The organism is Mesorhizobium sp. P160927 (assembly GCF_057766385.1).
Genome location: NZ_JBYMDW010000001.1, coordinates 3,507,940 through 3,530,013, shown reverse-complemented (window position 1 = coordinate 3,530,013; position 22,074 = coordinate 3,507,940). Strand labels below are relative to the sequence as shown.

Genomic DNA, 22,074 nt, shown 5'->3' with positions numbered 1-22,074 from the left:
TGGGGAACGAACAATGCCCGACACCGGCAACCATCTTGCCTTCGCGCTGGTCTGCCTCGGCATGGTGCTGACGCCGGGTCCGAACATGATCTATCTGATCTCGCGCTCACTGTCGCAAGGGCCCAAGGCAGGACTGATCTCGCTTGGCGGGGTTGCGGTCGGTTTCCTGTTCTACGTGCTGTCGGCAGCGTTCGGCATCACGGCGCTGCTGATCGCGGTGCCCTATGCCTATGATGTGCTGCGCTTTGCCGGCGTACTCTACCTCTTGTGGCTGGCTTGGCAGGCCGTGAAACCGGGCGGACGCTCGCCATTCCAAGTGCGCGACCTGCCGAAAGACCGGCCGCGCAAGCTGTTCGCCATGGGATTGATGACCAATCTGCTCAATCCCAAGGTGGCCGTTCTCTATCTGTCGCTGCTGCCGCAGTTCATCAGCCCCGGCAAGGGCCATGTCCTGTCGCAGCTTCTGGTGCTGGGCGCGACGCAGATATCGATCAGCCTCAGCGTCAACGCCGTCATCGCGCTGACGGCCGGCTCGATCGCCACATTCCTCGCCGGACGACCGCTATGGCTGGTCATCCAGCGCTGGTTGATGGGAACCGTGCTGACGGCGCTGGCGCTGAAGATGGCGACCGACGCGCAGCGCTGAAGCGTCACATCGGCCGGCGCGGCGGCCGGATCTGCGCCGGCTCGACCACCTTGCGGTAGAGATGCCAGGTCGCGTGGCCGAGGATCGGCATGACGACGGCCAGACCGGCAAACAGCGGGATCGAGCCGATCACCAGCAGCACCGCGACGATGAGGCCCCATAGCGCCATCTGCAGCGGATTTGCCATGACCGCGCGCGCCGAGGTCTCTATCGCCGAAACGGCGCCGACATCCCGATCGAGCAAGAGCGGGAAGGCAACGACCGTGGTCGCCAGCACGACCACCGCGAAGACCAGGCCGGCCGCGTTGCCGAGAAGGATCAGCCTCCAGCCCTTGCTGGTCGTCGACACATCCCGCAGGAAGGCCCCGACCGAGGCCGGCGGCTCGCCGCCGAAGAGGCTGGTGTAGATCGACTGCGCCGTGAACAGCCACAACAGGAACAGCGCGAACAGCATGATGCCGATAACCGCTATCGAGGGCAGCGCCGATGAATGACGAACATCGAGCGCATGCCGCCAGTTGGTGTTCATGCCGAGCTCGCGCCGGCGGCTGATCTCATAGAGCCCGATCGCGGCGAACGGTCCGACCAGGGCAAAGCCCGACATCAAGGGATAGACGAGCTGGATGGCGTTGGAGCCGGACGTCCACTGCGTCAGGATCAGGCCGGCGACCGGATAGATCAGGCACAGGAACACGTAATGCGAGGGCTTGGCCCAGAAGTCCTCGGCGCCAAGCCTGAGCGCGTCCCTGAGGTCCGCCGTGGAAATTCTGCGGATCGCAGGTTGCACATGCATCCCGTACGCGTCCGCCATGACATGAAAGCCGGCCATAACCTTCCTCCGTTTTTCTCGGGGGGCGGTCACCGCCTAGGGTGGCTGCCCGTAGCTGCCACTTCAAGAACGCTCGCATAATAGCCGATCTTCCCGGGATTGTCGCCGCGCCTCATAAGGTTCACTCGTCTGGCGAACCACTGAGTTCATTTTAGAATCCATGCATTTTAGCTATTGCTTAAATTACTCGTAGAGACCCACAGCGTATCACCTGAGCTTTACAAACGTTGGCGTGGGGCGATGTTCACATTGAAGGGCTTCTGGTCTTGCGAACGGGGCAATTTCGCCATGGCGACCGCCGTAGCCTTGCTGCCGATAATGGCTGTCGTCGCCGGCACCCTCGACCTGACGGGGACGAGCGATGACGCCGCGCAACTGCAGAACTCGCTCGACGCGGCTGGCCTTGCCGTCGGTACCAAATACCTGCCCAGCATGAGCGCGAGCGATGTCCAGGGGCTTGGGCTGACATTCTTCGCAGCCAATTTGAGCATTGCCGACCAGCAGGAATATTCAGACAGCGTTTCCGCCTTTTCGGCCACCGCCAGCGGCGATCCGAGCGCCTATTACATCTCGCTGTCGTCCGGCATCAACCGTCCGAGCTTCATCAATGGCGCTGCCCCCTGGCCAGCTCAACGGTCGGCGACGGTCAAGATGCACCCGGGCGCGCAGGCCTGCGTGCTGGCGCTCGATCCGCATGCGTCGGCGGCGGTGAGCCTGCAAGGCTCGACCGATGTCGCCATGAGCAACTGCGTGATCGCGGCAAACTCGGACGCATCCGACGCCGTCAGCAGGGGCGGTTCCGCGCAGGTTTCGGCGGGCTGCGTATCGGCCGTCGGCGGCACTTCCGGGCTTTCTCCGCCCGCTGCCGATCTCACCTGCGGCGCGCCGCTCGAACATCAATATGCGTCCTTCGATCCCCTCGCCGATATCGTCCCTCCCCCCTACACACTTTGCCTGCCGGTGCCGAACGGCAAAACCTACACGCTGTCGCCCGGCACCTATTGCGACAAGACATTGTCAGGAAACATCACGCTCAACCCGGGCGTCTACATCTTGCGCGGCGTCACCCTGAAGCCGGGCGGGAATGGCAGCCTGACCGGCCAGGGCGTAACCATATTCCTCACGGAAGGGGCACAGATCACCATAAACGCAAATGAAAAGGTGAACCTTTCCCCGCCGACCAGCGGGCCTTACGCCGGCATCACGATCTTCCAGAGCCGCGGGAACATTTCGGCCTTGACCCTGAATGGCGGCGCAAATTCGGTGATCAGCGGATTCGTCTATGCGCCTGACGCGGCCGTTTCGTTTGCCGGCAACTCGGATATGAGTGGTCAGGGGGACTGCCTGAGGCTTGTTGGCTTGACCGTGCAGATGACAGGCAACTCTTCCATCAAGACCGACTGCACGGCGGTGTTCGGAAATCGAGAGATGTACTCCAGCCGCCTCATCACGCTTGTGAACTAGCGGCCAATGGCCGCTTCGATCGAGATTTTTCACCGCCTGCCCGGCAAAAGCCATGATCGCGACCGAGTCAGGCACGCATGACCACTTCGAAAATCGATTGCGATCGGATCGCGAACTTGAACAGGCGCACCTGGCTCAAGACGGCTGGGCTCAAGGCGGCTGGCCTGGCGGCCTTGCTTGGGCTTGCCGCCTGCAGCACCGTCTCGCTGCCGACAGGGCAAGGCGCCGGGGTTTCCTCCTCGGCAACCGGCACGCTGGCAAGCCTGCGCGCCACGGCCGGGCGCGGCCCGCTGACCCCCGACGCGCAGTTGGAGCAAGCAGCATTGCAGCAGGCCGGCTACATGGCGAAGCGTGAAAACATGAGCCACACCACCGGCTGGGGCAAGGATTTCGCCTCGCGCATGAGGGACAATGGCGTGCACGGCGCCGCGGCCGAGAACATCGCGGCCGGCCGCTTCGACCAACAGAAGCTGTTCGATATCTGGATGCATTCGCAGGGGCACCGGCGCAACATACTCGATCCGGACTTCAGCCGCTTTGGACTTGCCTACGTTCGTGACGGCCGCGACCCCAACCTGCGCTACTGGTCGCTGGTGCTCGGCAGGTAGCAAAGACATCGCCGGCAGCGGCCATCCACTGACGAACAGCCGCTACATCAGTCCATATGGGCGGCAGGCGCGCCGCCGGCCGGCGCCGTTTTCGGCTTGCGCAGCAGGAAGACGAACGGGATGGCGGCCAGCGTCATGATCATCAGAATTTTGAAGTCGTTGACGTAAGAGATCATCATGGCCTGCAGATTGACCATGCGGTCGACCTGCGACAGTGCCGTCGGATCGCCGCCGGCGGCCGCCGGCGAAACCGCCCAGAGATTGGGATTGAACGGGTTGATGAAGGTTGAAAGCTCGGCATGGTTGATCTGCGTGTTGCGCACCAGCAGCACGGTCACGACCGACACGCCGATCGACGAGCCAAGATTTCGCACTAGGCTGAACAATGAGGTTGCATCGGTGCGGTAGCGGGCGTCGAGCGTGGCGAAGGCAACCGTCGACAGCGGCACGAACACCATGCCCATGCCCAGGCCCTGGATCACGCCGGAGCTGAGGATCAGCCAGTTGTCCATCTGCGGGGTGAAGCTGGCCATGGTGTAGAGCGACTGCGCGGTCAGGAGGAAACCGATGACGACGAGAATCCTGGCATCGACCTTGCCCATGATGCGCCCGACGACGAGCATGGAAATCATGGTGCCGACACCGCGCGGCCCAATGACGATGCCGATGGTGACCGTCGGATAGCCGAAGATGGTCGACAGCATCGGCGGCAGCAGCGACATCGAGGCCAGGATCAGCACGCCCATGACGAAGATGAATGCCAGCCCGGTGACAAAGTTGCGATCGAGGAAAATCTTCGGATCGATGAAGGGATGTTCCGATGTCATCGTGTGGATGATGAACACCCAGAAGCCGGTGAGCGAAAGACCAAGCTCGATCCAGATCTCGACCGAGGAAAACCAGTCGACCTCGCCACCGCGATCGAGCATCAGCTGCAGGGCGCCGACGCCGAGCGATATCATGGCAAAGCCGAAGAAATCGAAGCTGCGCACCCGCCTGGCGACCGCCGGCAGATAGGCCGCCATGCCAAGAAAGGCGACGATGCCGACCGGCAGGTTGATGAAGAACACCCAGCGCCAGTTGAAATTCTCGGTCAGCCAGCCGCCGAGCGTGGGGCCGAGGATCGGTCCCAGCATGATGCCGGCGCCCCATATGGCCATCGCCTGACCATGGCGCTCCTTGGGGTTGATGTCGAGCAGGAAGGTCTGCGACAGCGGCACGATCGCGGCGCCGAACACACCTTGCATCAGCCGGAAAAGCACGATGGTTTCCAGGCTCCACGCCAGGCCGCATAACATCGAGAAGATTGTGAAGCCGACCACCGCCGTCAGGAACAGTTCCTTGCGGCCGAAACGGTCGGCGAGCCAGCCGGTGACAGGGGTCATGATGGCGGCGGCGACGATGTAGGAGGTCAGCACCCAGTTGATGTTGTCGGGCGAGGCGCCGAGATCGCCGGTCATGGTCGGCAGCGCGACGTTGGCGATGGTGGTGTCAAGCGCCTGCATGATCGTCGCCAGCATGAGCGCGACCGTGATCAGGCCACGATGCGGCACTTCTTTGAATGGTTCGGACGTGCTCATGGGGCAGAACTTCCAGAAGGTAACAGAAACGTGTACAACGGGTTTCCGGGCGGCGAAGCCTTCCGTCGAGAGACCTTCGTCGCGGTGGGACGCGATTGTCGATGTGGGGGTTACATCGACTGAAAGTCTCTGATGAGCGGATGCCTGCCGCCCGGAAACCTGAGGACCGACAGGTCCGTGTCGAAGATTTCAGATTTTGGACGCCTGCCACGCGGCTCGGCCCAAACGCTGATCCTTCCCACCCCTCCCGTCAGACCAATCCTCCAACTCGCTTTAACCCGCCTGGTGCCCGCGGGCTTCCGCCCGACTACTTCGCGGGCTCGCCGGCCGTAGCGTGACCGAAGATCGACGGCCAGCCACGCGCGACGCCCGTATCGACTGTAACAGAGGCGCTCATGCCGGTGCGCAGCGCCATCTTGGCGTCGGGGTCGGTCAGTTCCAGGCGCACCGGGATGCGCTGGGTGACCTTGACCCAGTTGCCGGTGGCGTTCTGGGCGGGCAGCAGCGAGAAGTCCGCGCCGGTACCGGCACCGATAGCCCTGACCGTCGCCTCGAAGGTCCTGCCCGGATAGGTGTCGACCACGATCTCCGCCTTCTGGCCCGGCTTCATGTTGGTCAGTTGGGTTTCCTTGAAATTGGCGTCGACCCAGGTGTCGCCGGTCTCGACCAGCGCAAACAATGGCGTGCCGGAGCCGACATACTGGCCGACCTTGAAGGACGCGGCTTGATAGACGACACCATCGGCAGGCGCCTTCACCGTCGTTTGCTCCAGATCATAGGCAGCCTTGTCGCGCGCCGCCAGCGCCGACATCACCGTCGGATGCTTGTCGGTTTCGATGTCGGGGTTGCCGCCGAGTGCCGCCTTGGCGCTGACGATGCCTTGCTCGGCAACAGCCAGTTGCTGCCTGGCTTTGTCGAGATCGTTCTTGGCCTGATCCAGCGACGACTTGGCGTTGATGCCCTTCTGGGCAAGATCGGCGGCGCGATCGAATTGCGACTGCGCATAGTCGACCTCGCTGGCAGCGGACTTCTGCTGCGACAGCGCCTGGCTATAGGCCGCGCGCAACTGCTCGACATTGAGGCGCGCGGTAGCGACCGCGGCGTCCGCCTGGGCGAGCGCGATCCGGTAGGGCTCGGGATCGATGGCGAACAGGAGCTCGCCGTGCTTGACCGTCTGGTTGTCCGATATGGCGACCTGGACGATGCGACCGGCCGTATCAGAGGCGATCGACACCTTGGCCTGCTGCAGATTGGCGTTTTCCGTTTCCTGGTAGCGCCCGCCCGTCACCCAGACATAGCCGCCGCCGATGATCAATGCCGCCGGCAAGGCGAACATCAAGAAGAAGCGGCCGATGCGGCGCTTCTTCTTCGGCGCCGGTGCGGGTTGCACGGGAGGAGCGACCGCGACCGGGGTTGATGCCGGTTGGACCGGCTTTTCCATCTCCACCTTGGGAGCGTTTTCTTCTACCTTGGCTACCGCGTTCATGCTGTCGCACCTTCCGCACTCTTGATCTTTTCAAGCGACGAAGCTTCGCTTTCCGTCAGATTTTGCACGATTACATCCAGCGCCCGGATCAGGACGCGCCGGTCTTCCGGCGAAACGCCGCTGAGCGATTCCTCATAGACCTCGCCAGCAAGGCTCTTGACCTCCGCATAGGCCGCATTCGCCTTCTCGGTCGGGAAGATCATGCGCACGCGCCGGTCGGCCGCGTCGGAGCGGCGTTCGATCCAGCCGCCCTCCTCCATCCGGTCCACCAGGCGTGAAACGCTGATCGGCTCGATTTCCAGCAGTTCGGCGAGCCGCGCCTGTGCAACGCCCGCCTCCTTGGCAACGCGGACCAGAAGCCGCCATTGCGCCGAAGACAGGCCGAGCCCGCTGGCACGCGCCTCAAAGCGCTTGCGCATCAGGCGTTGCACGTCGTGGATCAAAAATCCCAATCTATCGACGCCATCCGAAACCATGAGCGATATATATAATAAGCGTGCTTACTATTCAAGATGGCATTTCGCGATGAAAGCCGGCAAACACGTATGGCGGACCTGCAACTCGATCCTGGTTGGCGCCGCGTGAACGCCGTACCCGTCCGCGACAACGCCTGAAAGCCACGGAAGATGCCTTTGTCAAAGGCGGTTTCAGACAATCATGATAACGACGAAGAACGCGCCGAACGAGCTGGTGATGATGCCGATCGGCGGTTCCTGCGGCGGCAGCAAGGTCCGAGCCAGAAGATCGCTTGCCAAAAGGAGCACCGCCCGGAACAGCGCGCTGCTTGCGATCAGGCGCTGGTGCAAGGGACCGGCCAGCCGCCGCGACAGATGCGGGATCATCGGTCCGACACAGATCGCCAGGATCGTGCGCGGCAGCCGCAGGTCGACGACGATCTTGCCGACGGTCTAACCGCGTTCCCTTTTTCGCCCCTCGCCTTTCGGCCTGGGACCATCACGAGCCGCAGCCTAGGCCGCGCGCGGCGGCGAGCCAAGGCGGCGGTCTTTGTCATGTTGTAACAATACAGGCATGTGGTCAGTCACTGTCACGCGCGACCAGTTCCAGCGGCCAGACTTCCCGGATGGTCTGCGGCCCCTCGCTGCCGGCGAAAGCCGGCAGCGAGGCGAGCAGGATTTCGCCGAGCCGCCGTCCCATCGGCTCCAATGCCGGACGGAAAGCGGTCAGCGCCGGGGAGAAATAGCGGCAAAGCGGCGTATCGACAATGACGATCACCGCGATGCCCTGGCCGGGCATGATCCCCATCTCGGCAAGCGCCTTGCAGCCGCCGAGCGCCATCGCGTCATTGTTGAAGATGATCGCTGTGGGCGGATCCTTCGAGCGCATGACTTGCGGCGTCACCGCGTACCCGCCGGCTTCGTTGATGAAGCCGTCGGCTATCAGCTCGGGATCGATGTCGATGCCGTGCCGCCGCAGCGCCTTGCGATAGCCATCAAGAAACAAATAGCCGAAGTTTAGGTCGAGCGACGGCCGGATGGCGGCGATGCGGCGGTGGCCGCGTGCAACCAGGCGGTCGACTGCGTCGGCGCCCGCCTTCTCGAAATCGAGGTCGAGCGAGGGATAGGTCTCGTCACCCGACTGGCTTCGGCCAAGCGTCGCAAAGGGAAAGCCGGCGCTGCTGAGATAGTCGATGCGATCGTCCTCACGCCGGGTCCAGGCCAGCAGCACGGCATCGGCGCGGCGTGTCTCGACGACCCGTCGCAGGCGCTCCTGCTGATAATCGGCGGGCGCGCCCATGACGATGATCAGGTCGAGCCCGTGCTCGGCCAGTGCCGCTTGCAGCCCGCTCAGGAACGGAATGAAAAACGGCTCGCCATATTGCTGATCGCCCGGGTGGGGCTGCAGCATGAAAGCAACGGCATGGGTGGTGCCTCGGCGCAGGTTCCTGCCCGACTGGTTGGGTGAATAGTTGAGTAGGCGCGCCGCATCGAGCACGCGCTGCCGCGTCTCGGCATTGACATCGGCGCGCCCATTGAGCGCGCGGGACACCGTGCCGATCGAAATATTCAAATGACGCGCAAGATCGTGAATGCTGGATGCCAAGACCAATCCCCTTCCGTTCCCGCTAACATTAGCGGACCTTGCGGCCAAGGCCACACAGACGAACGGCCCACAAATCCGGTTGACATTCTACGCCTTCGGGTGTGTCATCGTAAACGTTTACGGAAAGGCCGTGAATGCCAACCGGGAGGGGTTGGCGGAGGAGCGCCGGATGCTGCACGTCGTCCTGGTCGGGTGCGGAGCCATGAGCAAAACGTGGCTCGAGGCCGCCCGTCAGTCCCCTGAAATCAGGATTGCCGGTCTCGTCGACCTCGACGCCGACAGGGCACGCCAGCGAGCCCGCGAATACGAACTTGCAGGGGCCGCGATCGGCACCGATCTCGACGTCATTCTGGATCAGACCAAAGCCGATGCGGTGTTCGACGTGGTCGTTCCGGCCGCCCGCCGCCAGGTGGCCAATTCGGCCTTTGCCCATCACTGTCACCTGCTGACGGAAAAGCCCCTCGCCGACAGTCCGGCCAACGCCCGCGCCATCGTCGACGCCGCGCGGCGCGCCGGCCGCGTCCACGCCGTCGTCCAGAACCGCCGCTATGTCGCCAATGTCCGGCGCATCCGTCGCTTTCTCGATTCCGGCGCCATCGGCGCGCCGACCAGCATCCACGCGGATTTTTTCGTGGCGCCGCATTTTGGCGGCTTTCGGGAAGAGATGCGTCACGTGCTGTTGCTCGACATGGCGATCCACACCTTCGATGCCGCTCGCTACATGGTCAACGGCGAACCGGCCGACGTCTATTGCCAGGAATGGGAGCCGGCCAATTCCTGGTATCGGCAAGGGTCGTCGGCAAGCGCCACTTTCGAGCTCGGCCGAAACAGGATGTTCACCTATCGGGGCAGCTGGTGCGCCGACGGCTTTCGCACCAGTTGGGAGGGCAGCTGGCGTATCGTCGGTGAGCGCGGCAGCCTGATCTGGGACGGCCATGACGAGGTGAAGGCGGAAGTCGTGCTGCCGGAGCGCGAAGGCCTGATCGACAAGGTCGGGCCGGTGACGGTGCCTCCCCTCGATCCGTCCGACCGTATCGGCGGGCATCTCGGGGTCATTGCCGACTTCGTGCAAGCCGTGAAAACCGGCACCGAGCCGGAGACGCGGGGCTCGGACAACATCAAGAGCCTGGCCATGGTCTTCGCGGCGATCGAGAGCGCCGAGACCGGTCGTCGCGTGAACATCGCATCGCAGGAAGGATGACCATGCCGAACCCGCTTCTCGACATCAGGATCGGCACCATGGTGCGGGCCAATCTCGAAGACCCGGCCGCCTATGTCAGGCAAATCCTGCCGCTCGGCTTCGAGAGCATCCAGCCCTTCTTCTGGCAGACGCTCGGCGGCAAGGATCTGGCGCGGCTCGCCGGAGAGATTGAAGAGGCGATCGGCAATGCCGACGTCACCGTCAGTTCGATCGGCATGTTCGGCAATCCGCTCGAGAGCGGCGACACCGACCGCGGCGTGCTCGATGCCTGGAAAACGGTCATCGACAACGCCCATCTGTTCGGCACCACGCTGGTCAGCGGCTTCACCGGCCGCATCCGCGGGAAACCGCTGACCGACAGCCTACCGCGCTATCGCGAGGTATGGGGCGAACTGGCCAGACGCGCCGCCGACAAGGGCGTGCGCATCGCCTTCGAGAATTGCGCCATGGACGGCAATTGGGCCGGCGGAGACTGGAATATCGCCCACAATCCGGATGCCTGGGAGCTGATGTTCAACGAATTGCCCAATGACAATCTCGGTCTCGAATGGGAGCCCTGCCACCAACTGGTCTACCTGATCGATCCGATGCCGCAGATCCGCAAATGGGCGCATCGCATCTTTCATGTCCACGGCAAGGACGCCACGGTGCGCTGGGACGTCATCCGCGAGCACGGCGTGTTCGGCCGCCTGCCCTTCGTGCAGATGCGCACGCCCGGCTTCGGCGACAGCGACTGGACCCGGGTGATCAGTGAACTCAGGCTGGCCGGGTACAAGGGCGCCATCGACATCGAAGGCTGGCACGACCCGGTCTATCGCGGCGACCTCGAGATCACGGGGCAGGCACGCGCCCTGGAGTATCTCAAACTATGCCGGGGAGGTGCGAGCTACCTGCCAAATCCGGCGTGAGGATCGGTCGGCGGGAGGAGCCGGCCGCAAGTGGCATTGCCAAAGCAATCGTTCAAAGGCCCTCGGCTGACGAGGAAAACATGGGAGGAACGTGCATGAGCATCGCGATCAGGACGACACTTCTGCGCACGACCGTCGTGGCAGCAGCCACGGCGCTTACCGCCGCAATCTTCACCTTGCCGGCGCAGGCGCTCGACGCCCAATGGTGCAAGGACGTCCACATCCGCTTCTTCGTCGGCGGCGCCGAGGGCGACGCCTTCGGCACCATCGTCTACAATGGCGCCAAGCAGGCAGCGGCCGATCTCGGGCCCAAGGTCGACTACATCTTCTCCCAGTGGGACGCGGAGAAGATGGTGCAGCAATTGCGCGAAGCGGTCGCGGTCAAGCCCCAGGGCATCGCCATGATGGGCCATCCGGGCGACGCCGCGATCATGCCGCTCGCCGACGAGGCGCATAAGGAGGGCATCAAGATGATGTACCAGAACGTCCCGGTGCCGAAGGTGACGGCGGCATTCGGTGGCGGCTATATCGGCGCGCAGCAGGAACAGCAGGGCCGCGCACTCGGCGCCGAAGCGTTCAAGCTCGGCAAGCTGAAGGCAGGCGACAAGGCGATCATGATCGGCCCGTTCGAGAACGAGAGCCGCGGAGCACGCGAGCGCGGCACGGTGGCGGCCTTGAAGGAGGCGGGCGTCGAAGTCATCCAGCTGTCGTCGCCGCCGAGCGGCGAATGGGCTTCCGACCCCAATCTGGCGATACCGGTGCTTACGGCAGCGCTGCTCAACAATCCTGATGTCAAGGCCGTCGGCTATCCCGGCGGACAGATGCTCGGCAATGTCGCCACCTACATGCAGGCAGCTGGCAGAAAGCCTGGCGACATCTTCAATTTCGGCTTCGACACCAGCCCGCAGATCGTCGAGGGCTTCAAGGGGGGCTGGGTGCAATTGACGGCCGACCAGCAGCCATTCCTGCAGGGCTATCTGCCGATCCTCAGCCTGTGCCAGCAGGTGGTGCTGGGTCTGGCGCCGATGAATGTCGACACCGGCGCCGGTTTCGTCACGCCCGAAAATTACGAGATCGTCGCAGAACTCGCCAAGCAGGCGCTGCGCTGACCTCCCAAGCCGCCGGCCGGGATCAGGCCCGGCCGGCGGGGCCGCTGGCGAGAAGGCTGGTGCCAGACAATCAAGCGAGGATGCGATGGCCGAACGTCTCATAGAACTGCGCGATATCGCCAAGTCCTACGGCCATGTCTACGCACTTGGCGGGGTCAACCTCAGCGTGGATCGCGGCGAGGTGGTCGGCCTCATCGGCGACAACGGCGCCGGCAAGTCGACGCTGATCAAGATCCTCTCCGGTGTGGTCAAGCCGACCAGCGGCGATATCCTCATCCGCGGCAAGCCGGTGACCGGATGGAATGCGGCACGTTCGCGCGAGGCCGGCATCGAAACGGTGTTCCAGGACCGGGCGCTGGCCGTGCAGCAGACGATCGTCCGCAACATCTTCATGGGCCGCGAACTCACCGGCCCTTTGGGCTGGCTGAAGGTCGGCAAGGAAATCGAGGAAGCGAGCCGGCTGATGCGCGAGATCGGCTTCACCTCGAAAGTGTTCACGCCGCATTCGATCGTCGGCCAGCTTTCGGGCGGTGAACGCCAGGGCGTGGCGATCGCGCGCGCCATCTACAAGCAGGCGGAACTGATCGTCCTCGACGAGCCGACGACGGCGCTGTCTCTGACCGAGACCGCCAAGGTCTTCCATTTCGTGCGCCAGGTGCGGGCGAGCGGCCGCTCCATCCTGTTCATCGGCCATAACATCCATCATGTCTTCGACATCGCCGATCGCTTCGTGGTGCTGGATCGCGGCAAGGTCGCGCTCACCGCCGACCGCGGCGAGGTCAAGTCGGCCGAAGACCTCATCAACTTCATGGAAGACGTTGCGCATCCGGGCGGGTTGGCTGGGCTGCACGACACCGGCGACGCGGAGCAGAGAGCACGATGAGCAAGACCATGCAGCCCGATCTGCACGAGCCGTCGGCCGGCATTTCCCGCCAAGGCAGTTCTCAGAACGAGTGGAAGCACCCGTCCGATCACTGGATGCGCGGCTTCATCCTTGACAACCGCGCCTCGCTTGGCACGCTCGGCGTGTTCGTCGTCATGATGGCGGTCTTCATGATCGCCAACCCGACGGTCTTCACAACCTGGTATCTCTACAGCGCCGTGCTCACCACGCTTCCGGTGGCGCTGTTCGTGGTCGTGCCGCTGGTCTTCGTCGTCACCTGCGGCGAGATCGACCTGTCGTTTCCCGCGACGATGGGGTTTGCCTCCTGGGTCTTCGCGCTGGTGGTGCAGGCGGGCTACGATCCGTTCCTCGGCATCGCGGCGGCGCTGGTCACCGGCACGCTGCTCGGCTTCCTCGTCGGGTCGCTGGTGGTCTATGGCGGGCTGTCGTCGCTGATCGCCACGCTCGGCATGAATTTCCTGCTGCGCGGCCTGATTCAGATCATCAATGAGGGCAGATCGACTTCGCTGACCAGCCTTGCCGACAGCTGGGCCTACAGGATCTTCTCCAGCCAGGTCCTGGGCATTCCGGTGCAAATTTTCTGGGCCATCGCCTTCGTCGTCTTTTCGGCGATGCTCTACAACCGCCACCGCTTCGGCGCGCAGGTGAAGGTGGTCGGTGACAATCCCGACAGTGCCCAGCAGATGGGCATCGACGTCAAGCTCGTGCGGGTGAAAGTGTTCGTCTTCGTCGGCATCGGGGCCGCGATCGCCGGCACCTTCTCGGTGATGATCAACTTCACCTGGTGGCCAACCGCCGGCGACGGTTATCTCTTGCCGGTGCTGGCCTCGGTGTTCGTCGGCGGCACGCCGACCTGGGGTGGCATCGGCACCGTGGCCGGCGGCGCGATCGGCGCCGTCACGGTGTCGTTTATCCAAACCGGCGTCGTGGCGGCTGGCCTCAGCGGCTTCTACGTCCAGTTCTTCAACGGGCTGATCATCATCCTCTCCCTGCTTGGCCACAAATGGAACCAGGCGCGCTACCGCTGAACCAGCCGGCTGGCGATCCGAGCCAACGATAGACGACAGGCCGCTCGGACGACACCGCGCGGCCCGATCGCCTATTTGCGCGATGCGCAATTTCGATCAAGCTGGCCGGGCAACGAGGCGCCAGAGTGAGGACGCCACATGCGAGGAACACATGAACCCGACCGAGAAGGCGCTATGGTTTGTGGAAAGCCACCTGCCGGAGGCTGTTACGCTCGACGACGTCGCCCAAAGCAGCGGCGCGTCGCGCTTTCATGTGACGCGCGCCTTCGGCGCCGCCACCGGCCGCTCCGTCATGGGTTACATGCGCTCGCGCCGGCTGACCGAGGCGGCGCGAAGGCTGGCCGGCGGCGCGCCCGACATCCTGTGCGTCGCGCTCGACGCCGGCTACAACTCGCATGAGGCATTCACCCGGGCCTTCCGCGACCAGTTCGGCACCACGCCGGAGTTGGTGCGCGCGCAAGGTTCGACTGAGACCCTCGACCTTGTGGAGCCCATCCTGATGGACAATTCGCTTTTGACCACACTTGAACCACCGCGGTTCGAGACCAGCCGACCATTCCTCATAGCCGGACTGGGCGAGCGCTACAGTTGTGAGTCCAGTGCCGGCATTCCAATGCAATGGCAGCGCTTCGCTCCCTATATCGGCCACATCCCCGGGCAAGTGGCCGGCGTTTTCTACGGCGTCTGCCTCAACGGCGACGATGCCGGCAATTTCGATTATGTCGTCGGCGTCGAGGTGCGCGACTTCGCCGATCTGCCGAAGGAATTCCAACGGGTGCGGGTGCCGGCGCGGAAATACGCCGTTTTCACGCATCGCGAACACATCTCGACCATCCGGCGCACGATCAACACCATCTGGAACAGCTGGCTGCCCGCATCCGGCCATGAGGTTGCCGATGCGCCGGAATTCGAGCGCTACGGGCCTGAATTCGATGCCCGCACCGGCAATGGCGGGCTGGAGATCTGGGTGCCGGTCAAGGCATGACGCGCCGCTACAGCTCCAGTTCCCAGTTCTGGCCGATCAGATCGTTGCCGAAGGAATGGTGAGGCTCTTCCTCGATCAGCTTGAAACCGACCGCCTGGTAAATGTGCCGGGCGGCGGTCAGAATGTCGTTGGTCCATAGGGTCAGCGTTCTGTACCCCCTGGCGCGGGCAAAGCCGATGCATTCCTCGACCAGGCGCTTGCCGATGCCGAGACCCCGCGCCGAAGGTTCGACATAGAGCAGCCGCAGCTTGGCCACCTGATCCGACTTGCGCACGACGAAGACCGAGCCGACGACCTCGCCTTCCCGCTCGGCGACCCAGCCGCGCTCCCATTTCGGATCGTAGGATTTTACGAACGCCGCGAGGATTTCGGCGACCAGCGCCTCATAGGTTGCATCCCAGCCATAATCCTGCGCGTAGAGCATGCCTTGCCGGCGGATGATCCAGCCAATGTCGCCGACCTGCAGCGGCCGCAGCAGATAAGGGATTTTGAGCTCGGCATCGACATCCAGCAGACGCTGCACGGTCCGCATAGACTTGACCAGCCGGTCCTGCTCCGACGCAGGCAGACGATCGAGCAGCGCCGCGACCTGATCGTGCGAACCCTTGTTAAGCGGCGCGAAGGCGTTCCTGCCCGCCGGCGTCAGCGCGATCGACGATTGCCGAGCGTCCGAAGCCAGGGTGGCCCTGGAGATGAGGTGAAGGCGCTCGAACTTCTTCAGCAAACGGCTGACATAGCCGGCGTCGAGACCGAGATCGCGCCCGAGATCGGTCGCGGTCAGTCCGTCACGATGCGCCAGTTCGTAGAGCACGCGTGCCTCGGTCAGCGAGAAGGCGCTCTTCAGCAGCCCTTCATCAAGCAGTCCGATCTGGCGGGTGTAGAAGCGGTTGAACGCCCGCACCGCATCGATCAGGTCCTTGTTCGGCGCAGCCTTGTCTGGCTGATGGTGGATTGTCATTCGAGTCATCTCCTGCCGGCACAGGATCGATCATTTACTTGACGGAGTCAACTATCAAGGAAGGTGCCCGAGATGCCTACATCATCGGCAACACCGGCCAGCGGTCGACGATCCTGCCACCGGAAAGCACCGCGATCGGTCCGAACTGCTGCAGCACGGCCTCGCTCTGCGTCGGCCGCAGGAACGCATAGTCGCCGGGGCTGACGACGGCCTGGGCGAGCAGACCCATGAACTGCTGGTTGGAAGATAGGCCAATCAGGCCGTTTGTCCTCATGCCTTCGGGAAACAACGGTTCGGCCATCCACTTGCCGCCATAGACATAGCAGCCCTTGCGCGGCAACCGGCCGAGCGCCTGCAGCAGACGTGAGACCGCCGGCGGGCCAGGCAGCATCGGCTCGACCACTTTCAGGATTGGCGTCGCGATGAAGGCCGCCGGCTGGAAGCCATCAAGGCCGGGCGTATCGAAATCGACGGGTAGGACGAAGGCCGAGCCCATCGACACTTCATTGGCAATGCCGCCATGATGAAGCAGCGCGGTCTTGCTGCCGCCGATGTTCAGGATATGGCGCTGGTCCGCGCCAAGGCGTGCGACGAAAGCGGCGGCCTGTTCGGAGGCTCGCGCCAACGCCTTGGCCGGTCCACCAAACAGGCCGGGTATGTGCGGCGCATGCGCCTCATAGGCCATGACGCCTTCGCAGCGCAGCGCTTTGTGGGTGGGCAGGGCATTCAGCGCCCGCGACAGGGCCGCCGGTTCGGCAAAGCCGCCGCGATGCAGTCCGACATCGATTTCGAATGCGACGCGCAATTCGACGCCGAGTTCGTCGGCGAGCGCGCCATATTCCGCCAGCCTCTCCTGTGTATCGATCAGCCAACAGACCCGCGACCAGGCTAAACCGCCTCTGGAAAGCACCGCCCTTGCCGCGCCAACCGGCATCGGTTTGCCATACAGCAGATCCGCATCCGGGAACGCCCTCAGCACCGCCTCGGTGATCGGCGGATGGAAGGTCATGAGGCGGTGGGTTCCAAGCGCCTTGCCGATATGGGAGAGCAGCGGCAGGCAAGCGAGCGACTTGTCGACCACCCTCACGGCAAGGCTGGGGTCAAGCCTCTGCTTCACCAGGGCAATGTTGCCATCCAGCCGATCGAGGTCGAGCAGCAGGCAGGGTTGGAAAATGCCCGCCTCTTTCAGCGCATCCGAAAGCGTGGCGAAATACGCCTTCATGGCTGGATGCCGAAAGAACTGGGTTCGATGCCGAACAGGTCGGCCATGTAGGGCGAGACGAAGCGGTTCTGCGGATCTATGTCGCGGCGCGCCGCCATCGCATCGTCCCAGCGCGGATAGAGCTTTTTCAGGTCGGCCGCTTTCAGGCTGTGCATCTTGCCCCAATGGGGCCTGCCGCCATATCTGCGGAAGATCGGCTCGGACGCGCGCATGAACGGCAACGGATCGTTCGCTGCGTCATGGTGGATGGCGATGGAACAGGTGAGCCTTTTGTGGAAAGGCGAGAGCCAGAATTCGTCCGATGCCACCGACCGCACTTCCATCGGGAAATAGACTTCCGGGAAATGCTTCTCGGTCAGTTGGATGATCTCGGCCAGCGCCTTCGGCCCCTCCTCGAACGGAAGGTGATATTCCATCTCGTTGAACCTGGTCTGCCGGTCGCTGGCATAGACGTTGAGCCAGTCCTGCACGTAATCCTCGGCCGGCACCTTGGCGACCGCGCCCAGGATCAGCCCGCGGCGCAGCGACGGCAGCCAGGCAAGCCCGGTGCGCAAGCGGCGCAGCGTGCGCAGGGAGCCCTCGTCATCGTCGGTCGGGCGCGGGGTGGTCGCCTCGGTGCTGAAGTCGCTGGCGATGAACTGCGCGTAGCCTGAAAATGGGATGTAGTAAAATTCGGCCGACCGGTGCTCGTTCATCATCGTTTCGAAATCGCGCAGCATGTCGGCTATCGGCAGCACCCATTTGCGGCGCCGCAGCCGGTAGGTCGCGATGTTGTTCAACGTCACTTCGCTGAGCACACCGAAGGCGCCAAGCGCAACGCCGATCGCATGGATCGTTTCCTGATCCCCTTCCCGCTTGAAGTCGCGGACCTTGCCAAGCCCGTCGACGATCTGCACCGTTTCCAGCTGTGTGTGATAGGCACCCAGCGTCGGGCCCGAGCCATGGGTGGCCGTGCCCAGCGCGCCGCCTATCGCCTGGCGGTCGATGTCGCCCATATTGGGCAGGCCCTGGCCGATGCCTTGCAGCATGTGCATGAGCGGACCAAGCCGCGTCCCGGCCCGCACGCGCGCCTGGTTTTTTTTCGCGTCATGAGCAACCAGCCCTTCAAGCTTCTCCAGGGACAGGATGGTGCCTTGGGACTTCACCAGTGGCGTGAAGGAGTGACCGGCGCCGACGACGCGGACCGGGCCGGGTGCGGTGCGAATGAGATCGCCGAGTTCGCCGGCGTCGGCCGGACTGGCAAGCAGCCGCGGCTCGGCGGTGACAAAGCCGGACCAGTTGCTCCAGCCGTTCGACATGGTGCTCACGCAATCGCGCGGCGACGCCGCGCCACCAGGACAAACAGGCCGAGCAACGCCACGCTGGCGACAGCGCTTGCGGCGGCGAACTCGGGAACCGGGCGAAACTCCTTGCCGTCGATGAGCAGCGACGCCGCGACCGGTCCGATCGCCAGGCCGAAAAGCTGGGCAGCCGGCACCAGCAGCACGGCGGTGCGGGTCTCGTCGGCGGTGATCGCCAGGCGGATCTGGTAGGGCACGATGAACAGCAGGATAAAACCCATGACCAGGGCGACGCCCCAGAATGTCGTGAGGCCAGGTCCGCTGGCAAGCACGAGCGAGGCGACAAGCGCGACGATGCCGATCGCCGCGATGGCAAGGCGATAGTCGATCCGCGCCTCGAACACGGTCGCCGTCATTGCGCCCAGGACCTGCGCCGCGAGGCTGGCCGAGACGATCAGCCCCACCGTGCGGCCATCGATGCCGAATTGGACGCCAAGCGGCTCCAGAAAAGCCCATACGGCGCCGAAGAACATGAAGTAGCAGAAGACCGACAACAGCGCGGTGATCGAGGGAACCGTCAGCACATTGGCGAGGTTTTCGTCCTTCGGCAGATCGGCATATTCGGCGGGGACAGCAAAGGCGACCACCAGCGACGCGACGCAGACGACGGCAAGAACGAGGAAGCCGCCCGCCGACCCGGCGGCTGGAATGACATAGAGCGCCAGCACCAGGGCAACAGCGCATTGCGCCAGGGTCTGCATGGTGACGAAATAGCCGCCGATGCGTTCGGCGCGCCGCGAACGGGCAATCAATTCGGTGGCGACCGCGACAAGGCCGCCTTCGGCAAGGCCGCCCAGCGCGCGGGCCGCCATCAGCGTGTTGGGGCCGGCGGCATAGGCGGTCCACACATTGGCCAGCGCCAAGAGCAGCAGGAGGACGGCACTTTTCCAGCGCATGTTGTGGACGGAAAGCAGCATCGCTACGATCGCCGAACCGATCGCGATGGCGATCATCTCGGCGGTGGCGACCAGCGCCAGTTCGTCGCCGCTGACATGGCCCTCGGTATAGAGGGCGCCGAGCAGGACGGGCTGCAGACCGAGAATGAGCAGGCCGACCGACCCGATCCACAGGGCCGAGGCGAGCTGCCCGCCGCTGGGATTGCCGACCAGCCAGTCGCCTTCGCCCTGAAGACCAGCGCTTGTCGAAGTCAAAGGCGCCTCCCAACGTCCTTGCCGCACGCCAAAAAAGCTGACAGTCTGTCAGCATTCCAGAAACTGATACTTGATCATATTTCTTGTCAACCGGAATTTGGGAACTCGTGCGAAAGATCGGTGCATGAACCAAGCAAGTCGAACGATCACCGAGCCCAGGCGCAGGCCCAAGCAGGAGCGCAGCCGCGAGCGCATCGACGCCATCCTGTCGACCACCATGCGGCTGATCGGCGAGAAGGGCATCGACGCCGTCACCATGAAGGAGGTCGGCATGCATGCGGGCGGGCCGATCGCCACCGTCTACCACTACTTTCCCAACAAGTCGGCGATCCTGGCAATGCTTTATGAGCGGTTTTCCGAAGCCAGCCGCGCGCGATTGACCGCGATCGTCGCCGATGTCCGCGAAGCGCCCGACGTCATCACCGCGTCCGACCGGTTGCTTGACGACTACCTCGGCCGGGTCGCCGGGGATCCGGCCATCCAGGATCTCCAGAACGCCATCCAGGCTGACAAGGCGCTGAAGAATCTCGACATCGCCGAAACCCGGCATCAAGCAAGAATGTTCTGCGACCACGTCATCGCCTTGCTCGAGCCGGAAAAGCACGAGCAATTCGAACGCATGGTTCTGCTGATCTTCCAGCTCGCCGGCGGCGTTGTGCGCCTGGCGCTTGCGCAGGGCGAAGCGGAAGGTCGCCGGACCATCGAGGATTACCGATCGATCATCCACACTCAGTTGCGGCTGTTTCTTTAGCGACCGGCAATTGGGGACCTATCTCGCCCGGCGGATGAGGCCTTCGAAACCATCGGCCAGGTCGGAAGCGCCGGCCGCGAACATCTTCACCAGGTTCTGCGGGCGGCCGGGCGTCTTGTTGGCATCGAGGAGGATGGCCCTGCCCTCATGCATAACGAAATCGAATTTCCCATAGTCGAAGCCGAGTTCACGCCGCCGTTCGCGCAGTTCGTCGGGAACAGCGGCGGGCTCGCGCCGGATCGTTTCCGATGCCTTGACCATGCTGTTTGGCGAGACGTAGCGGGTGCAGCGCTCGCGCTCTCCGCAAAACACCCAGAAGCGCACCGCAAAGCCGTCAGGTTCTTTTTCCGGGATGAACTTTTCCACGACCAGATCATCGCGATCAAGGACGCCATCGGGAACGTCGTCCCGGGATTGGTAGACCTCGTAGGACGGCATGGCCGGCACGTGCGCAAAAGGTGCCGGTTGGCCGGCACGCCTCGACCGCCGATTGAGCCGTGTCTCCGGAATGCCCTGGTTGTTGAGATTGCTTTTGACGATGACCGGGCCCAGCCAGCTGTTGCCCTTGGCCAGAAGCGCTCCGCTTACCCGCCGTTTCGATATATCGGCGGCCCCGACATTGAGGCATAAGGGAAAACTCCGCGCATAGTCGAGATAATCTGCCGGCGTCGTTGTCGCATCGACGTGCAGAACCGCGACATCGGCGCTGGATTGTCCGGAGAGGCCAGGCTGAATCCGGACCGAATGGCCCCTCCTTTTCAGGTCCTCCAGAACATCGAAAAGCATGTAACGGCTATTCCGGCGCAGCAGAAGGCCGCGGTGACCCAGGAACCGGTCATGCTCATGCGTTATGACAATGATGCGCGCCACCAGCTAGCCCCTTGGCTTCCATCCCCACTTCCATTAAGCGGCTCTAATCAATCAATGCCAGACTTTCCTGGACTCCAACGGGTCTGCATGACGAATCATTGGGATAATTATCATCGGCACTGGAAGCTCCTGGACGCCCCCCTCCGGCCGACGCCGGAAACCGTTGGCATATTCGAGCGCGAACTCGATCTCGGAAATGCCGATGTCCTTCTGCTTGGGGTGACACCTGAACTGGCTGTTCTAGGCAGATCGATGTTGGCGATCGATCAATCGGCCACCATGATTTCTGGCGTATGGGCCGGCGACAACACATCGCGAAGGGCTATGGCCGGCAACTGGCTTGACCTCCCGGTCGCGCAGAAAAGTTTCGACGCGGTCATCGGTGACGGCTGCCTGTCGGCGGTCCATACCAAGGCCGCGCGCGGTTCGCTGTTCGGTGAAATCGCGAGGGTACTGAAGCCTGGCGGGCACGCGGCGATCCGCGTGTTCGCTCGGCCGGAAACCGTGGACGGCCTGCGCGGCATCGAAGCTCTGGTCCGAGCCGGCGGAATCGAGAATTTCCACGCGCTCAAATGGCGGATCGCCATGGCGTGCACGACCGTCGATTGCGACAGCAGCGTCGATGTGCAGGCAGTCCGTGCGGCATTCGACAAGCTGTTTCCGGATCGGGAGGCTCTTGCGGCAGACACGGGATGGAGCATGGCATCCATCAACACGATCGATGTCTATGCGGGCTCCGAAACGAGGTACAGCTTCGCGACGCTGGCCATGCTCGTGGACGAGGCGCGAGGTTGGTTCGACCAGGTGCGCGTCGTGCCAAGCGGCAGCTATCCCCTGGCGGAACGTTGCCCGCTCCTGGTGCTCGGTTGTGCCAAGCTTTGATAAGTTCATCGCCATCCTATCAAGAGGCGATTCACGCGCCTTGACTCTGGCAGGCCGGCGGCCTATTTCAGCGCCACGTTAGCACTCGCCT

The 22,074-nt window shown here is 63.5% G+C and carries 21 protein-coding genes and 1 pseudogene; 11 read left to right on the top strand and 11 right to left on the bottom strand.

From position 1 onward, the window contains the following. Positions 1 to 13 precede the first annotated feature (13 nt). Entirely contained in the window at positions 14 to 646 is a 633-nt protein-coding gene (locus AC3CB8_RS17115) for a LysE family translocator (protein WP_023774551.1), read from the top strand. Positions 647 to 650: 4 nt separating this feature from the next. Here AC3CB8_RS17115 and AC3CB8_RS17110 read toward each other — a convergent pair whose 3' ends face one another. Continuing rightward, the gene (locus AC3CB8_RS17110) at positions 651 to 1,475 is read right to left on the bottom strand and encodes a DUF2189 domain-containing protein (protein WP_023795546.1); all 825 of its coding nucleotides are present in this window, start codon (positions 1,473 to 1,475) and stop codon (positions 651 to 653) included. A gap of 240 nt (positions 1,476 to 1,715) precedes the next feature. Here AC3CB8_RS17110 and AC3CB8_RS17105 point away from each other — a divergent pair, with 240 nt between their 5' ends. Then, on the top strand, positions 1,716 to 2,939 hold the full coding sequence (locus AC3CB8_RS17105; RefSeq protein ID WP_023774553.1) for a TadE/TadG family type IV pilus assembly protein: 1,224 nt from the start codon (positions 1,716 to 1,718) through the stop codon (positions 2,937 to 2,939). A gap of 77 nt (positions 2,940 to 3,016) precedes the next feature. Beyond that, positions 3,017 to 3,547, top strand: coding sequence for a CAP domain-containing protein (locus tag AC3CB8_RS17100; protein WP_023795545.1), 531 nt, complete (start codon positions 3,017 to 3,019; stop codon positions 3,545 to 3,547). Positions 3,548 to 3,594: 47 nt separating this feature from the next. On the opposite strand, the gene AC3CB8_RS17095 is transcribed toward AC3CB8_RS17100, so the two are convergent. The 5 genes and pseudogenes from AC3CB8_RS17095 to AC3CB8_RS17075 form a co-directional block, all read right to left on the bottom strand. Beyond that, positions 3,595 to 5,127, bottom strand: a complete 1,533-nt coding sequence (locus tag AC3CB8_RS17095) for a DHA2 family efflux MFS transporter permease subunit (RefSeq protein WP_015318371.1) — start codon at positions 5,125 to 5,127, stop codon at positions 3,595 to 3,597. 307 nt (positions 5,128 to 5,434) lie between these two features. Then, positions 5,435 to 6,613 carry an HlyD family secretion protein gene (locus AC3CB8_RS17090; protein ID WP_023774556.1) on the bottom strand — a complete coding sequence of 393 codons (1,179 nt, stop codon included), beginning with the start codon at positions 6,611 to 6,613 and terminating at the stop codon, positions 5,435 to 5,437. Next, positions 6,610 to 7,089, bottom strand: coding sequence for a MarR family winged helix-turn-helix transcriptional regulator (locus AC3CB8_RS17085; RefSeq protein WP_023795544.1), 480 nt, complete (start codon positions 7,087 to 7,089; stop codon positions 6,610 to 6,612). The genes AC3CB8_RS17090 and AC3CB8_RS17085 overlap by 4 nt, the downstream gene beginning before the upstream one ends. A 171-nt stretch (positions 7,090 to 7,260) precedes the next feature. Then, positions 7,261 to 7,464 (bottom strand): annotated as a pseudogene (locus AC3CB8_RS17080) (iron chelate uptake ABC transporter family permease subunit); the annotation flags it as partial. 184 nt (positions 7,465 to 7,648) lie between these two features. Beyond that, complete coding sequence (locus AC3CB8_RS17075; RefSeq protein WP_023782971.1) at positions 7,649 to 8,674, bottom strand: LacI family DNA-binding transcriptional regulator; 1,026 nt, start codon at positions 8,672 to 8,674, stop codon at positions 7,649 to 7,651. Positions 8,675 to 8,843: 169 nt separating this feature from the next. On the opposite strand from AC3CB8_RS17075, the gene AC3CB8_RS17070 reads away from it, so the two are divergent. From AC3CB8_RS17070 to AC3CB8_RS17045, 6 genes are all read left to right on the top strand, one after another. Next, positions 8,844 to 9,875: a Gfo/Idh/MocA family protein gene (locus tag AC3CB8_RS17070; protein WP_023782970.1), complete on the top strand. Its 1,032-nt coding sequence runs from the start codon at positions 8,844 to 8,846 to the stop codon at positions 9,873 to 9,875. Between the two features lie 2 nt (positions 9,876 to 9,877). After that, entirely contained in the window at positions 9,878 to 10,783 is a 906-nt protein-coding gene (locus tag AC3CB8_RS17065; protein WP_023782969.1) for a sugar phosphate isomerase/epimerase family protein, read from the top strand. Between the two features lie 95 nt (positions 10,784 to 10,878). Beyond that, entirely contained in the window at positions 10,879 to 11,892 is a 1,014-nt protein-coding gene (locus tag AC3CB8_RS17060; protein WP_023774562.1) for a substrate-binding domain-containing protein, read from the top strand. 85 nt (positions 11,893 to 11,977) lie between these two features. Beyond that, entirely contained in the window at positions 11,978 to 12,775 is a 798-nt protein-coding gene (locus AC3CB8_RS17055; protein WP_352563040.1) for an ATP-binding cassette domain-containing protein, read from the top strand. After that, positions 12,772 to 13,824 (top strand): ABC transporter permease, encoded by a 1,053-nt coding sequence (locus AC3CB8_RS17050; protein ID WP_023782967.1) that lies wholly within the window; start codon positions 12,772 to 12,774, stop codon positions 13,822 to 13,824. The genes AC3CB8_RS17055 and AC3CB8_RS17050 overlap by 4 nt, the downstream gene beginning before the upstream one ends. A gap of 151 nt (positions 13,825 to 13,975) precedes the next feature. Further along, positions 13,976 to 14,809 (top strand): AraC family transcriptional regulator, encoded by an 834-nt coding sequence (locus AC3CB8_RS17045; protein WP_023782966.1) that lies wholly within the window; start codon positions 13,976 to 13,978, stop codon positions 14,807 to 14,809. Positions 14,810 to 14,816: 7 nt separating this feature from the next. Here the strand turns inward: AC3CB8_RS17045 and AC3CB8_RS17040 are convergent, their stop codons facing one another. From AC3CB8_RS17040 to AC3CB8_RS17025, 4 genes are all read right to left on the bottom strand, one after another. Continuing rightward, on the bottom strand, positions 14,817 to 15,767 hold the full coding sequence (locus tag AC3CB8_RS17040) for a bifunctional helix-turn-helix transcriptional regulator/GNAT family N-acetyltransferase (RefSeq protein WP_023782965.1): 951 nt from the start codon (positions 15,765 to 15,767) through the stop codon (positions 14,817 to 14,819). Between the two features lie 76 nt (positions 15,768 to 15,843). Next, the gene (locus AC3CB8_RS17035) at positions 15,844 to 16,989 is read right to left on the bottom strand and encodes an alanine racemase (RefSeq protein ID WP_352563039.1); all 1,146 of its coding nucleotides are present in this window, start codon (positions 16,987 to 16,989) and stop codon (positions 15,844 to 15,846) included. Beyond that, a complete protein-coding gene (locus tag AC3CB8_RS17030; RefSeq protein WP_023782963.1) occupies positions 16,986 to 18,287 on the bottom strand; it encodes a D-arabinono-1,4-lactone oxidase in 1,302 nt (433 codons plus the stop codon). Before AC3CB8_RS17030 ends, AC3CB8_RS17035 begins: the two co-directional genes overlap by 4 nt. A 5-nt stretch (positions 18,288 to 18,292) precedes the next feature. Then, positions 18,293 to 19,480 (bottom strand): MFS transporter, encoded by a 1,188-nt coding sequence (locus tag AC3CB8_RS17025; RefSeq protein ID WP_023774569.1) that lies wholly within the window; start codon positions 19,478 to 19,480, stop codon positions 18,293 to 18,295. Positions 19,481 to 19,604: 124 nt separating this feature from the next. Between AC3CB8_RS17025 and AC3CB8_RS17020 the strand changes: the two genes are divergently transcribed. Further along, a complete protein-coding gene (locus AC3CB8_RS17020) occupies positions 19,605 to 20,231 on the top strand; it encodes a TetR/AcrR family transcriptional regulator (RefSeq protein WP_023774570.1) in 627 nt (208 codons plus the stop codon). Positions 20,232 to 20,249: 18 nt separating this feature from the next. Here the strand turns inward: AC3CB8_RS17020 and AC3CB8_RS17015 are convergent, their stop codons facing one another. Then, entirely contained in the window at positions 20,250 to 21,017 is a 768-nt protein-coding gene (locus tag AC3CB8_RS17015; RefSeq protein ID WP_245276107.1) for an ATP-grasp domain-containing protein, read from the bottom strand. 51 nt (positions 21,018 to 21,068) lie between these two features. Here AC3CB8_RS17015 and AC3CB8_RS17010 point away from each other — a divergent pair, with 51 nt between their 5' ends. Next, the gene (locus tag AC3CB8_RS17010) at positions 21,069 to 21,983 is read left to right on the top strand and encodes a class I SAM-dependent methyltransferase (RefSeq protein WP_352597235.1); all 915 of its coding nucleotides are present in this window, start codon (positions 21,069 to 21,071) and stop codon (positions 21,981 to 21,983) included. Positions 21,984 to 22,074: the final 91 nt, after the last annotated feature.

Excerpts from the sequence above, each read along its gene's own strand:
- AC3CB8_RS17115 (WP_023774551.1), top strand. The coding sequence starts at position 14 with ATGCCCGACACCGGCAACCATCTTGCCTTCGCGCTGGTCTGCCTCGGC.
- AC3CB8_RS17110 (WP_023795546.1), bottom strand. The coding sequence starts at position 1,475 with ATGGCCGGCTTTCATGTCATGGCGGACGCGTACGGGATGCATGTGCAA.
- AC3CB8_RS17105 (WP_023774553.1), top strand. The coding sequence starts at position 1,716 with ATGTTCACATTGAAGGGCTTCTGGTCTTGCGAACGGGGCAATTTCGCC.
- AC3CB8_RS17100 (WP_023795545.1), top strand. The coding sequence starts at position 3,017 with ATGACCACTTCGAAAATCGATTGCGATCGGATCGCGAACTTGAACAGG.
- AC3CB8_RS17095 (WP_015318371.1), bottom strand. The coding sequence starts at position 5,127 with ATGAGCACGTCCGAACCATTCAAAGAAGTGCCGCATCGTGGCCTGATC.
- AC3CB8_RS17090 (WP_023774556.1), bottom strand. The coding sequence starts at position 6,613 with ATGAACGCGGTAGCCAAGGTAGAAGAAAACGCTCCCAAGGTGGAGATG.
- AC3CB8_RS17085 (WP_023795544.1), bottom strand. The coding sequence starts at position 7,089 with ATGGTTTCGGATGGCGTCGATAGATTGGGATTTTTGATCCACGACGTG.
- AC3CB8_RS17070 (WP_023782970.1), top strand. The coding sequence starts at position 8,844 with ATGCTGCACGTCGTCCTGGTCGGGTGCGGAGCCATGAGCAAAACGTGG.
- AC3CB8_RS17065 (WP_023782969.1), top strand. The coding sequence starts at position 9,878 with ATGCCGAACCCGCTTCTCGACATCAGGATCGGCACCATGGTGCGGGCC.
- AC3CB8_RS17060 (WP_023774562.1), top strand. The coding sequence starts at position 10,879 with ATGAGCATCGCGATCAGGACGACACTTCTGCGCACGACCGTCGTGGCA.
- AC3CB8_RS17055 (WP_352563040.1), top strand. The coding sequence starts at position 11,978 with ATGGCCGAACGTCTCATAGAACTGCGCGATATCGCCAAGTCCTACGGC.
- AC3CB8_RS17050 (WP_023782967.1), top strand. The coding sequence starts at position 12,772 with ATGAGCAAGACCATGCAGCCCGATCTGCACGAGCCGTCGGCCGGCATT.
- AC3CB8_RS17045 (WP_023782966.1), top strand. The coding sequence starts at position 13,976 with ATGAACCCGACCGAGAAGGCGCTATGGTTTGTGGAAAGCCACCTGCCG.
- AC3CB8_RS17040 (WP_023782965.1), bottom strand. The coding sequence starts at position 15,767 with ATGACAATCCACCATCAGCCAGACAAGGCTGCGCCGAACAAGGACCTG.
- AC3CB8_RS17035 (WP_352563039.1), bottom strand. The coding sequence starts at position 16,989 with ATGAAGGCGTATTTCGCCACGCTTTCGGATGCGCTGAAAGAGGCGGGC.
- AC3CB8_RS17030 (WP_023782963.1), bottom strand. The coding sequence starts at position 18,287 with ATGTCGAACGGCTGGAGCAACTGGTCCGGCTTTGTCACCGCCGAGCCG.
- AC3CB8_RS17020 (WP_023774570.1), top strand. The coding sequence starts at position 19,605 with ATGAACCAAGCAAGTCGAACGATCACCGAGCCCAGGCGCAGGCCCAAG.
- AC3CB8_RS17015 (WP_245276107.1), bottom strand. The coding sequence starts at position 21,017 with ATGCTTTTCGATGTTCTGGAGGACCTGAAAAGGAGGGGCCATTCGGTC.
- AC3CB8_RS17010 (WP_352597235.1), top strand. The coding sequence starts at position 21,069 with ATGCTCATGCGTTATGACAATGATGCGCGCCACCAGCTAGCCCCTTGG.